This window comes from Motiliproteus sp. MSK22-1, assembly GCF_001968815.1.
In the GTDB taxonomy this organism is placed as follows: Bacteria; Pseudomonadota; Gammaproteobacteria; order Pseudomonadales; family Balneatricaceae; genus Motiliproteus.
The window spans coordinates 18119-30984 of record NZ_MIEQ01000072.1 but is presented as its reverse complement, the minus strand read 5'-3'; the positions used below and the strand labels follow the sequence as shown (position 1 = coordinate 30984).

Annotated in this window: 12 protein-coding genes; 2 read left to right on the top strand and 10 right to left on the bottom strand. The window is 47.7% G+C overall.

Annotated features, from left to right (window positions below; translation table 11 throughout):
* Positions 1 to 244: 244 nt before the first annotated feature.
* From BGP75_RS20045 to BGP75_RS20035, 3 genes are all read right to left on the bottom strand, one after another.
* Complete coding sequence (locus tag BGP75_RS20045) at positions 245 to 991, bottom strand: RES family NAD+ phosphorylase (RefSeq protein ID WP_076720667.1); 747 nt, start codon at positions 989 to 991, stop codon at positions 245 to 247.
* Positions 991 to 1362 carry an MbcA/ParS/Xre antitoxin family protein gene (locus BGP75_RS20040; protein ID WP_076720666.1) on the bottom strand — a complete coding sequence of 124 codons (372 nt, stop codon included), beginning with the start codon at positions 1360 to 1362 and terminating at the stop codon, positions 991 to 993. Before BGP75_RS20040 ends, BGP75_RS20045 begins: the two co-directional genes overlap by 1 nt.
* 220 nt (positions 1363 to 1582) lie before the next feature.
* A complete protein-coding gene (locus BGP75_RS20035; protein ID WP_076720665.1) occupies positions 1583 to 2200 on the bottom strand; it encodes a nitroreductase family protein in 618 nt (205 codons plus the stop codon).
* A gap of 262 nt (positions 2201 to 2462) precedes the next feature.
* Between BGP75_RS20035 and BGP75_RS20030 the strand changes: the two genes are divergently transcribed.
* Positions 2463 to 2954 carry a MarR family winged helix-turn-helix transcriptional regulator gene (locus tag BGP75_RS20030; protein ID WP_233152987.1) on the top strand — a complete coding sequence of 164 codons (492 nt, stop codon included), beginning with the start codon at positions 2463 to 2465 and terminating at the stop codon, positions 2952 to 2954.
* A gap of 50 nt (positions 2955 to 3004) precedes the next feature.
* Here the strand turns inward: BGP75_RS20030 and BGP75_RS20025 are convergent, their stop codons facing one another.
* Genes BGP75_RS20025 through peaA form a run of 5 tightly spaced genes read right to left on the bottom strand, consistent with a single transcriptional unit; the run spans position 3005 to position 9443 of the window.
* The gene (locus tag BGP75_RS20025; protein WP_083704943.1) at positions 3005 to 4750 is read right to left on the bottom strand and encodes an ABC transporter ATP-binding protein; all 1746 of its coding nucleotides are present in this window, start codon (positions 4748 to 4750) and stop codon (positions 3005 to 3007) included.
* Between the two features lie 52 nt (positions 4751 to 4802).
* A complete protein-coding gene (gene peaD / locus BGP75_RS20020; protein ID WP_076720663.1) occupies positions 4803 to 5975 on the bottom strand; it encodes a quinohemoprotein amine dehydrogenase subunit beta in 1173 nt (390 codons plus the stop codon).
* An 11-nt stretch (positions 5976 to 5986) separates the two neighbouring features.
* Entirely contained in the window at positions 5987 to 6313 is a 327-nt protein-coding gene (qhpC, locus tag BGP75_RS20015; protein WP_076720662.1) for a quinohemoprotein amine dehydrogenase subunit gamma, read from the bottom strand.
* A 2-nt stretch (positions 6314 to 6315) separates the two neighbouring features.
* Complete coding sequence (gene peaB, locus BGP75_RS20010) at positions 6316 to 7749, bottom strand: quinohemoprotein amine dehydrogenase maturation protein (protein WP_076720661.1); 1434 nt, start codon at positions 7747 to 7749, stop codon at positions 6316 to 6318.
* Positions 7750 to 7802: 53 nt separating this feature from the next.
* Positions 7803 to 9443: a quinohemoprotein amine dehydrogenase subunit alpha gene (gene peaA, locus BGP75_RS20005; RefSeq protein WP_233152986.1), complete on the bottom strand. Its 1641-nt coding sequence runs from the start codon at positions 9441 to 9443 to the stop codon at positions 7803 to 7805.
* 348 nt (positions 9444 to 9791) lie between these two features.
* On the opposite strand from peaA, the gene BGP75_RS20000 reads away from it, so the two are divergent.
* A complete protein-coding gene (locus BGP75_RS20000; protein ID WP_076720659.1) occupies positions 9792 to 10682 on the top strand; it encodes a LysR substrate-binding domain-containing protein in 891 nt (296 codons plus the stop codon).
* A 76-nt stretch (positions 10683 to 10758) separates the two neighbouring features.
* On the opposite strand, the gene BGP75_RS27605 is transcribed toward BGP75_RS20000, so the two are convergent.
* Both BGP75_RS27605 and BGP75_RS19995 read right to left on the bottom strand, forming a co-directional pair.
* Positions 10759 to 10890, bottom strand: a complete 132-nt coding sequence (locus BGP75_RS27605; RefSeq protein ID WP_255395951.1) for a hypothetical protein — start codon at positions 10888 to 10890, stop codon at positions 10759 to 10761.
* Between the two features lie 205 nt (positions 10891 to 11095).
* On the bottom strand, positions 11096 to 12307 hold the full coding sequence (locus BGP75_RS19995) for a M24 family metallopeptidase (protein ID WP_076720658.1): 1212 nt from the start codon (positions 12305 to 12307) through the stop codon (positions 11096 to 11098).
* Positions 12308 to 12866 lie beyond the last annotated feature (559 nt).

Sequence of the window (12866 nt, the reverse complement as noted above, 5' to 3'; positions counted from 1 at the left end):
TGGATCAAATTAACCTGACTCGGTTAATTGGCCTGTACTATCTGTCCAGGTTTAAAGAAAAAAAACGCTGCTGACATAACGTTTATAGAACACCTTGATGGAACAGACCTGATTAAACAGCTTTACCTGCACTATACCTGCGCTATCGACTTCCGTTTCAGCCGGCAGTCATTACCAGATAATAGTCATTGGCTGATTCTCGTGGCATTAGGAGTCTCTTCGGCTCCTTTTTTTATTGGCAACCTTAAGCCGGTAACGGCAAAACGCCTTCTTCCAGAAACTGGCTTGCCGGAAAGTACACCGGTTTTCCCCGACTTTGTTTAAATACCACCCCTTCTGCACTGCATTCACAAAACCAGTGATCCATGTTGGCCGGTCTTTTTTGTGAAAAAGACTCCGGGGTATAGATCGCAACACATACACCTTCTTCCATGGATCGTGCAGATAAGTACTCAAACAACCCAACACCCGCCTCTCGCATATCACTTCCCAGGCGCTGACAAACAGAGTAATTGCTCAAGTGAGTCAATTGATCCCGATACTGATCAAAAGGAGGGGCCTGCAGCTGAATACCCTGCTTAGTCTTATAGCGCACTGAAAATAATGTATGTTCAGATCGTATAGTCGTCTTTGGAGCTTCTCCTTCCATGGAGTTGATGTGGACCAGTCGATAGAAAGCAGATTCAGCAAGTGTTACCTCAACCGAACATCCCCCGTAAAACAAACTGGGTTCATGTTGTTGCCCAAAGCGTGATCCCCAGGGTAAAGGGGGATAGCGAAATGGTGTCTTGAGAAGGTAATGCAGGGACTGAGATTTTCCGGGGTAAGGTGGCTTGGACTGTTCCAACAGCTCTTCCAGCACAAACTGCTCTTCCATCGTATCAACGTAGCTTCTTGTTGCGACTTGCTCCTGACTCTCAACTAACCGAAACAGACAGCCGGAGAGCGGTTTGATGTGATTTTCCCCCTTGCAGTCAGCCCATACAGTCATCAGAGCTTACCCCGCACAGCGTCCAGATAATGCATCACCCGAATCAGTCCTTCAACAGTCTGAAGCTGTTCTGCCGGTATTCCTCCGGTTAACCTGTTGGGGCTGCGCATAAAATGCCTGATCCAATCCTGATCACCGCCAGAAAGTGCATAAAGAGCCCGGGCTGATCTAATCAGGTAAAGCGCTATTTCGCCATGTTTAGAAGCCGGATCAAGACTCATTGCTTTTTTTAGCCGGGTAACCCCTGATCGATGGAGGCCGATAATGGCCCCCACTTCCGCCTGGTTTAATCCCAATTGCCGGGAAGCATTAAAGAGTGCTTTAGCTAACACCTCCTTTGGATCTGGATGATGTTCTAATTGTGCAGACATACCAGCCCTCCATTATGATCTGTTGCTCAGGGAACCGACGAACAGCTCCCTTGGGCTTACCCATAAAGATCTATTTACTACTTTTAATAAATAAATTGTAGCATATAGGTCATGTTTAAAAAGATGCAATATGATCATATTGAAACTCATTTGAACTGTTTAAGCCTTTTTTGCACTCTCTTTAATCAGTTCTTATTTAAGCACTTTCTATTTAAGCGACTCAGGCATACTGAATAACCTCACTGATCGGTCGACGTGGTTTCTGGGGCCAGTTACCTGATGTCGGGTAACCAACAGTCACCATAATGACCGGCACCTCTACAGCAGATAACTGGAATTCTCTGGCCACCCCCCGGGGATCAAAACCACTCATCGATCCCGTTGCTAATCCCATGCCCTGCGCGGCAAACATCAATGTCATCGCAGCCAACGAAGCTGAACGGATCGCCTCATCACGTTGCAGTTCCGGATTATCCGTATGAGTTTGCTTTGCAGCGTCTATCCAGCCTTCAGCGACTGACTGATCCAGAAACCCCGCATCAACTGAAGGCTTCAGCGCTTGTGGCAGCTGTTTATAGGCTTCCAGTATTCCACAGATAATAAAGGTTACCGGCGCTTCGACAACTTTCTGCTGTCCGTAACAAACCCCTTTCAAACGCTCTTTAGCCTCTGGAGAACGTACAGCGATAAACTTCCAGTTCTGGAAATTATAAGCAGAAGGCGCACGGGTTGCCTGACTGATCAATTCTTCAATATCACTGTCAGTCAACTGCTGACTTGTGTCGTAATAATTAATGGAGACACGAGATTCAATCAGGGACTTAATAGGATTAGCCATTAGACACTCCAACAAGGGCTCTGGATATATACAGGCTGGAAACAGCTTAGCACTATCTCCAACACCACCAATTAGATCAAACTGAAATATTGAGGCTGACAACTCAATGAATTTATCTTCAATTCAAGATAAAATACAAATTACGCCAACATATATCTTGATGTCAAGATAAATTCATTTATTGAATCGTAACAATTGCTGTTCAACAGACGGAATAACAATGACTACAAGTCAGCAAGCAGATGCTGTCGAGGAGAATAGAGTGAAAACTGACGCAGTCGATACCATTCTTGAACAGTGGCACAAAGAACGCCCGGATCTGGATGTCAGTCCGATGGGACCCATTGGACGTATCAAGCGCAGCGCTGTGCTGATCCAGAAGGAGTTGGACAAGACATTTTCTGACTTTGGGCTAAACAGCTGGGAGTTTGACGTGCTGGCTACGTTAAGACGATCAGGAAGCCCCTATTGCCTGGCTCCAACAACCCTTTTCTCTGCCTTGATGATCACATCAGGCACCATGACACACCGGCTGAAACAATTACAGGCACGCGGTCTGATCGCAAGGTCAGCGAACCCGGATGATGCGCGCAGCATGCTGGTTCAGTTAACCGCAGAAGGTGTTAAGCTGATTGACCGGGCAGTCGAAGCTCATGTGGAAAATGAGCGACGAATTCTGGCATCCATCAGCCCTGCCGATCTGGCGGAACTAAACTTACGCCTATCAGAGTTATTGCTGGAATTGGAAGGTTAAAACGAAGCGCAGAAAATGAAAAACTGAAATATTCCCCAACCAGATACCGTTCACTGTTTTATCAACTGTCCCTGTTGCAGGCAAAAGCAGTGATCAGCACCCTCTAATGTTGAAGATCGATGACTGATCAGTATTCGTGTACGTCCGGAAAATAACTCATCTACAGCGGCAATCACCTGCGCTTCTGTCGCTTCGTCCACAGCAGATGTGGCTTCATCCAGAATTAACACAAGCGGGTCTTGCAACAAAGCCCTGGCAATGGCTAACCGTTGTTTTTGGCCCCCGGACAGCTGCGTACCACGTTCACCCAGCAACGTATCCAACCCTAAGGGTAATGAGTCCACCCATTGAGACAATTGAACCCGTTCAATCACTGTTCTCACCGCCTGATTATCGGCAGCTGGACAGGCATAGCGAATATTCTCGTCTATAGACCCTCGAAACAGGGTAATATCCTGACTGACCAACGCAATTCGACTGCGCAGATCCGCTGGATTGAATTCTTTTAAATCAATACCATCCAGTAGCACCCGCCCTTCAGCAGGATCATAATAGCGCATAATCAGATCAACCAGAGTCGATTTACCGGCCCCAGAAGCCCCTTTTAACGCGACTTTGGCTCCAGCGGGGAATACTCCACTGGCTGCCTGAAAAATCTGAGAGGCTGTTTTTTCACCATAGCTGAATGCAACTTGCTCAAAGCAGATCTCACCTTCAGCCTTTAAATCCTTTAAGGGAATAGCTTTTTCCGGTGGATCAATCGCCGGTTCTGCCCGTTGCAAATCCATCACCCGGTCCAGACTGACGGACATTTTCTGGATGCCAACATAAAGCCCGAGAAGACTCTGAACCGGCCCGGTAGCCATTCCCAGATAGGTGGAAAAGGCAATCAATGAACCAAGATGCCACTGCCCTTCTATCACCCAGTAACCACCAATCAGAAAAGCAGATGCCCGCGTGATTGAGGTCAAAGTCCCGGGTATCGCCTGGGTAAAAAATTCGATCACCTGCAATTTCAACAGGTCTGTCAGATAGTGATCCCCTAAACGATTCAGTCGCCTCGCCTCACGCCCTTCCTGGGCAACCGCCTGGATAAATTTCATCGCTGGCAACGTTTCTACCAGAAAGGAACTCAGGTCTGCTGACCGTTCTCTCAGAACCCGCGTTCTATGCTCGACTTTTCGTCGCATCCACCGTAACCAGAGCACCTCCAGAGGTAGCAGAACTAATATCAGCAACGATAGCTTCCAGGAAAGCACCACCATCAAGACCGAGGCACCCAGCAGCCCGATAATGCTGCTGACCGCAGCAAATAAACTATCAACCGCAAAGCGCTGAATCTGTGCGACATCGCCATCCAGACGAGAAAGAATATCGCCAATACGACGTCCCCCGTAGAACCTGGGAGACAGGGTTTGCAAATGAGAATAGAGATGTTCACGAAGCGCAAAGAGAATACGACCGGATAACCGCGTATGTAGATAGCGATTAATTCCAGCCAGCCCTGTCGCCAACATACCTAACAGAATCATGGAAATGACTATAAGGACAAGCGCATCATAGTCCCTGGCAATCAGTCCATCATCTATCAGCAATTTAGTCAGCCAGGGCTGCAACAAAACCAGCGAAGAAGCCAGAAGAGACAAAAATAACAACCCGGCAATGGCCTTTCCATGAGGTTTAACAAAGGTGTACAGCCAGGCAAAAGCATAATTGAACTTACCTCGCTCAATTGCGACACGCTCATGCCCGACTTCTTTATCGATGCTAATGGCGGAACCTAACCAGCTCAGCATGGTTTTTATTGTTTCCTCATAGTTCTGATTATTTAAGCCGGTAGTGCAACACCTAGTGAGGCAATCTGGCGACTCTCAAATCAGCCGTGGACATATCTCCGGGAAGCTGGATACTGCCGATTTTTTCAAGGCTCTCATGGTCATGAATCGAGATATCACTGGACGTTCCACCGATATACAATCGTTGCCCGTCTCCGGATATATTGATGTTGTAATAAGTGTGATCCAGATCCTTTACCCCTAACACCTTCTTATTTTTCACATCATGTTTGGAAATGGTGTTGAAGGCACCGTAGACGATGTTCTTATCATTGGGATCAGCCACCAGATTAAAAATAATAAACTCAAAGGGTGCGAACTCCATTCGCTGGTTTTTACCTGTGGCCAGATCCACACGGTTCATTCCCCACCACCAGGCCGCAGTTTCAAAATTCATCGTATCATCAGCAAACTCTGCCGTTACATAGGGCAAAATATACTCATTAGCCTGTTCCCCCAGATTAAACATCGCAAACGCGTCGGGGGTCAGCCAGCGAGGGCGATCCTCACTCTGTAAGGCACTGACCATGCGAATCTCACCCGTTTTAGGATTAATTGCCTTGAGGTCTCCCCCACCGAGAAAGACTTCCCCATTAGCGGCAGCTGCTATGGTTGTAATCCTTCGGTCAACCGGAAATGTACGCACAGGCCTGGCGTTCAACCCATCTTCAGTATTAAAGACGGCCAGCACAGGCGACATCACTTTAAATTCATCCTTCAATCGACGAACCGGATTCTGCACTGTATAAAGTTCTGCACCGTCACTGCTGACCGCGATGGACACGAAGGTCTTAACCTTGACATCAGCAGTAGACTGAATGGCTGAAAAAACCTGTTCGCAGGTTTCAATATTCAAGCCGTAGACATTCTCCATACCGTTGCTGAGAATGTATGCAGTACGATTATCCGGTGACAGGGAAATCTGCCCACCAAAGCTCCCCGGAATATCACAGCTGCGGGTAATATGATGACTTTCCATATCAATAACATGCAGATTATTGGGCCGGGTTACTGTAAGAAGGTATTCGTGGCTCTCCCCTTTGGCTGACTCTGTGCCAGACACCGATCCCGAGGCATCCGCATGATGTTGCGTAGACGAACAGCCTGAAGCAAGTACAGAGATCGCCAGCGCCCCTGCCAGAACTAAACCAAGGCGTCGTTTTTCTATTAGATTGCTCTGATTCACCGATCTATACCTCACTTATCTTCTTCCGGGAAAATACCGTCAAGTTTGCGCCAGTCCTGATTAGCCTTGGCAACATCACTACTCCAATCGGGATGAGTACTCATCGTATCGGGCACCTGAGCAGGCCACCAGCAGGCGTCAGCACAGCCGTAAAGATCTGACTCCATCGGCTGACAAAGAGAGCCCAATCCACCAAATGGATCTACCTCCCAGCCAGGATCCGTCACCCCCGTACAGCCCACAACGGTTTGCATCGCCACCACTTCATCCAACTCTTCGCTACCCGTAGCCTGATCCAGCATCTTGGCTTTCTTATTAATAGATTTGAGATGTTTCATGACTAAGAACTCCTCCTGGGAGTAACGTAAGCATCAAAAAATTCAGGATTTTCGATCATGATCCGGCTATAGATTTCAATGCCAAAATCAATCCAGTCCCGCATCAGATCACAGTAGTGATAGGCCGGTGCAGCTGGATCACCAAATTTGGCATAACTCTCGTGATAACAGCCACCAGAGCAGAGGTTTCGAATACGACAAGTTTCACAACCGGTATCGGCTCGTTCCAGCCGGGCCTCAATAAACTGAGACAGGGCCGGCTTATCAATACCCTGATCAACATCCCCGAACAACGGTAGTTCCGAGCCTGTAAACCGATGGCATAAATTGAGCCCACCTTCCGTATCAACAGCCAGCAAGGCAACGCCAGCACCACAGGGAAGCGATTTTTTATTCCCTTCATGAAGATCTGTCATCAACTGGTGCATGTTGCCAAAGCCGGTATTTTGATGAGCCAATGCACCTTGCAGGTAGCGACGACCTAAACGCTTCATCCCTTCAAAGACTTCATGCAGCTCATCTACGGTTAAGTTGAACTCTGCCATATCACCAGAGGTGACCGGAGCAAAACCCACTTCATGAAACCCAAGATCATGGTAAAGGTGTTGGTAGATTGCCTCGACGTCAGTAATTGCGCGAGTCAGGGTGACACGAACACCAACAGGCCGGGCAGAATAACGGGGAAGCAGCATTTTGACTTTGCTGTTAACCACATCGTAGGTCCCCTGTCCTCCGACGGTGATACGATTTTTATCATGGATTGCTTTGGGACCATCCATACTGATGGTGAGCCCGATACCATTGGTATTGAAGTAATCCACCAACTCTTCAGTCAACAGGGTTCCATTGGTGGTCAGGGTAAAATCAACACGACCTTTCACCGATTGAAACCGCTGCTGACAATATTCCACCGTCTGCCGGATCAGCGGCATATTACTCAGCGGCTCTCCCCCAAAGAATACAATGTTGTACTTGTCCTGATCTGGCGATTCCTCTAGCAACATTTCGACGGACTTCACTGCTGTTTCAAAGGCCATCTTTTGACCCTTTGAAGGAATCTCCAGATCCTCCTTGTAGCAATAGGTACAACTTAAGTTACAGCCTGTATTTACGTTCAAGATGACTGTATTGAGTGGAAACTGATCGACCTTAACGGGATCGGCATTAATCTGCGCCGTTCCTCCGTCGGTGACAATTTTCAGCGCTTTTAGCTCTTCAATCGCCTCAGCCAGTTGATCCGTTGAATAACGATTCTGAAAACGTTTTTCAACGGTTTCAATAGTCGAATGAGTATCTTCTGTCAGTAGCCGGATTAGCTCCCCGCTTAATGGGTCCAGTTCAAACAAGCCACTGGTGGGAACGTGAAACAGGACCTGACCCCGTTCGACATCCACCAGATGGAGATTTGGTTTAACCAGCGATAGTACAGCGCCCATCAGTTATCTCCTCTTTGTTACGAAGTAAGTTACAGAATAAATTACTGAAAAAGTTACTGAATAACTGGAAACATGAAGGTAGGCACTGTGACCAATAAATGATTATCACCACTGACCTGTTGATTTCCGTCCTTCACAGTGGCAACCACGGCTAACTGTCCGACGTTATTCGTGGACATTTTCCGTGCAGGATTAGGTCCCGCATCTCCGGGGATAAACACTCCTGTAACCGAGTTGATCGTTCCGGCAAACAGCAGATCTTTATCGTGCTCCGCCACTTCGTCAAAAGCTTTTAGCGACCAGTGAGCGGGCATATAGCCCAAGCGCAAATCATCTTCGGTACCAGGCTGGCCATCGTTACCCGCTGCATAGCCAACAGCACGATAAGCTACTTTTTGTTTCGCCAGTTTTCCGCCATTCCCACCGACTCGGGCAATAGACTCTGTGGGGGTTACTTCAACCCGCGCCAGCCGGTCATAAACGGCCAGATAGCCCCCGTTCGCACTACCAATACTTACAGGGTGCTTGCCCAGACTCGCCCCCTCAGTTGCTTCAGCGAGAACAGAGACCCGATCTGCGCTACGTGAAAGAATTTTAAGGACCTTGAGGTCATGCCCAAGGGCAATCTTTCCGTATAGACGAGATCCGATAATGTTAATAACGCTGCGTTCCCCTTGCTTGAGGTAGCTGGGAGAAATCGACAGAATATGTGATCGATCAGGACTTTCTCTGACAGCCCGAACAGCCCCACCCAGCTCGTTGGCAGACCGGAGAAACATGCGTCCCTCCATCGCCAGGCCATCTTCCGACGCGGCAAAAACCTGACGCATCTTGATTCCATTAATCGTGACGTTGGATCGCCACTCATAACCGGTATAGACCAATGCCCGCCCGGTTCCTGATAATGGGCTGCCATCAGCATATTTTCCGCGGATATCAAGATTGTAATAATCACTATCAAGTGCTGTGACGGTGAACCGGGCCTCATATTCCCCTTTTTCCGGCAACCAGCCTACGGCCCGCCAACTGCCGGTTAATGGCTGTTTTTTGACAGTCTTCCAGTCCGACCATTGCGTTGAATTCAACGGATAGGAGTTTGCCAGTTCAGGAACAATTTCATTAATGGTTTGCTCAAACCAGTCGTGGTCCCGGGCGCCTGCCAACAGCTCAATAGTTGGAAATTGTGCCATATGAAAATGCACCAGTTTCTCCCACTCTGGCTCAGATCGTCGTTGTAATGCCACCCGGGCACCAGAGTGACAAACAGAGCATTTACCGGCTATCGCCTGATTTTCAAGGCTCTCAACCGCATTACGATTCTGCTCAAGCACATATCGCACTCCCTCCGTCTCAGCGGGAGCCAGCCCTTGCGTATCTGACAGGTATTTAATCAGGGTTCGTTTTTCCTGAGGCGATATTTTAAGGCCACGGATTGCTTGCATCCGCTGTAGCGTCATTTCCCAGCCTTCAGGGGTTTTACGCTGCTGGCTGATTCGACTGAAAGGTGCCTGCCGATCCCCGGTTTCACTGTGACAGCTCAGGCAGCGATCCCGGATAATCTGTTGCGCATCCCCAGCGCTGGAAACTGTGGCCATTGTCAATAAGCCAGAAAGTGCAGCCAACTGCGCCCACGCCAGCGCACCTCCCTTGAGCAACACACTGCGGCTAGTCCTGTTAGGTTTGTTGATATTCAAGGTCGATCACCCTCATCTTATTCTTAGAATTTGACAATTTGAAAGCTGACAAAAATGCCATGGCGATAAAGACATCTACGGTCCCTGGTATCAGCTCAGGTTCGGCAGAATGCAGAATCAAGCTACTCCTGTGCTGTAAATAAAGTACCGGCGATTTGTTCTGAGTTGTGCGCAGATGTAACGGAATGTAAACAATACGGAGAACCCGGCTTGTTTACGACTGAGTGAAACTCAATCGAGTTTGATAATAGAAAACACCACATTAACCATGCAAATAAAAATAACGTATTAATTTACAATACAAATGGCACAACATATTCTGATATCCAATTATTTACGGATGCTCCGATGAAAAACCTGCCGATGGATTTGTTACGTACCTTTGTCACGATTAGCGATCTAGGGGGATTTACACACGCAGGTGAATTGTTGGGGCGTTCTCAGCCGGCAATCAGTTTGCAGGTTAAACGTCTTGAGGAAATGCTGGACGTTCAACTGTTCAACCGCAGTAGTGGACTTCAGCTCACTGAAGAAGGGCAGCTTCTGTACAACTTTGCTCGAAAGATTCTGGAGATGAACGATACCCTGGTGTCACGACTGACCTCCCCCGCCATCAGCGGTTCTGTAAGACTGGGTATACCCAATGATTTTGAGGTATCATTCGTGCCCGTAATGTTGTCAAAGTTTATCCGCTCTTACCCCAATATTACGCTGGACGTCAGTTCTGACCTTAGCATCAACCTGCGCCAAGATTTTAAGAAAGGCTCCTACGATCTAGTGATGTCGATGGACGAATATCCAGAGCATACTTTTGCTGAGGGTGATTTTATTGTCGAGCGACTATCCTGGGTTACCGGCCCGTCATTTAGTCTCCACAAAGACCAAACAGTGCCACTTGTAGTGTATCCAAAGGGCTGCATTTATCGCCAGCACATTATCGAGGCATTAAATAATGCCAGTATTCCATGGCGAGTGCTGTACTGTTCATCAAGCCTATTAGGGATTCAGTCTACTATTGAAGCGGGGCTGGGCATTAGTGCGCTGGCCCATAACGCCGTGCCAAAAGCTTTACTACAACATGAAAGCTATCAAGAACTACCTGAATTGGGCAATGTCACCATTGGTTTCAATTATGACGACAATAATCTGGCACCTGCCGTTGAGCTATTGCTCGAACATTTACGACGCGGACTGATGCAAAATGGAGACTATACCCCTCAATTTAAACACCACCCTTGATCATCAACAGAAGGCTGTTGCTCCGTGCCACCGCCAGAAGTTCTGCAAAGGTGGCACGGCATGGCAAACTAAAAGATCAGTCCAGCAAGCTCGGCAAAAACAGACTCAGCTCCGGGATAAAAGTAACGATGAATACCATCGGCAAGTGCCCCAGTAGCAGAAACTTCATCGTCGGAGTGATATAGCGGTTTAATGGCAACTTAGTCACCCCTCCTGCCATGTATAACAATTTGGATTTGTTTTAGTAGTGGATCTGATATTTGTCACCGTTACCGGTCCAACATCCCCGGAACGATGTATGACTACTCAGCTTAATAATCAGCACCGATTAAGGCATCGATACCTGTAAAGCAGGCAGCCACCCATGGTGCACCTCAACGACCGAGGTGCACTGAGAATTCATACTGCGGGATTCATCCCTTAATGATGTTGTACTCAGGACCGAAGGGAAATCTTGTAATGTTTTCTGCACCGCTATCGCCCACAACCAGGATGTCGTGCTCACGGTAACCACCGGCACCGGGCCTGCCTTCCGGCAACATCAACATGGGTTCGATAGACACCACCATACCGGGTTCAAGAACGGTATCTACGTCTTCACGTAACTCCAGACCGGCTTCACGGCCGTAGTAGTGGCTCAGAGTGCCAAAAGAGTGACCGTAACCAAAAGTGCGGTATTGCAATACGTCATGCTCAAGGAAGATCTCATTCAGTTCGGCAGCGATATCACAGCAACGGGCACCGGGACGGACCAGTTCCAGCCCACGACGATGGACCTTGCAGTTGATTTCCCACAGCGCCAGATGGCGATCTGAAGCATATTCACTGAACAGCGTGCGCTCCAAGGCTGTATAGTAACCGGCGATCATCGGAAAGGTGTTTAGACTGAGAATGTCACCCGCTTCTACTTTGCGTGAAGTAACAGGGTTGTGAGCACCATCAGTGTTGATACCAGACTGGAACCAAACCCAGGTATCCATCAGCTCAGCATGAGGGAAGGTACCGGCAATTTCGCGCACCATTGCCTGAGTACCAGCTAGAGCGACCTCGTATTCGGGCACACCCACAGCAATTGCATCACGGATTGCTGAACCACCGATATCGGCAACACGAGCGCCCTGCTTGATTAATTCAATCTCTTCAGCGGACTTGATCATGCGCATTTTCATGGTTGGCACGGCAATATCCACAAACTCAGCTAAGGGCAGAATTCTTTTCATCTTTTCCAGGTTCTGCAGGGGCATATGGTCAAACTCGACCCCTATCTTGCCGCCATCCTTAACTAACTGTTTCACCGCATAGAAGAAATTCTCTTTTTGCCAATCAGTGTATACAACATTATCGCCCATTTGGTTTCGACGATATGGCTGACCGCCATCAATATTAGCGGTAACAGTGGTATAGGAATCCTGGGTAACCACCAAACCATAGTCACGACCAAATCGACAATAAACAAAATCACTGTAGTAATTGATGTTGTGATAGGAAGTAAACAGTACAGCCTGTAAATCATTATCAGCCATGTGACTGCGAAGCTTTTCCAGTCGTGAGCTCATCTCCTGTTTGGAAAAAGTACCTCGAACTTTTTCACCGTTAGGAATGGCAAGCGTCTGCGGCATCTGCATGGAGGTATCCTCTTATTAATTACCTGTCAGGCTTTTATTTTCGAATTCAACCCTGCTTGATTAGGGCAGATTTCAGGAAGGTGATCAGGCTTGGTCGCTTGGGACAGACATACGCTGATCAACTGCAGAAGATGCTAACGCTCGCCAAAAGATAAATGAAATAAATAGTTCCAATAAGGACATTTGCAATGCAAATATTCATTAACGACGATATACATTGACGCCTTGTGTGATGGGAGTCCGGTTGATCTGATATCCGTCCTATTAATCAAATCACTCAGCCTGTGTTATGTACCTAAACATTTCTTTCTGCAAAGTCAGCGCTCTCAGGCATTGACTTTGTCATATGCAGAACAAGGACAAGATATCTATGCGGAGCCCTCCCTCATGTTCGATAAATTTTATCAATTAGCAGCCATGCTAAATCTGATTTAAACCCGCCGCGTTTCAGGACATATTTCATGACAGAGCCCTTATCGGAGTAACGATTCTGTCATTGAACGGCGTACCTCATTACAGCACTACTCATAATAAAAACAGCATATTACATATACCTTAG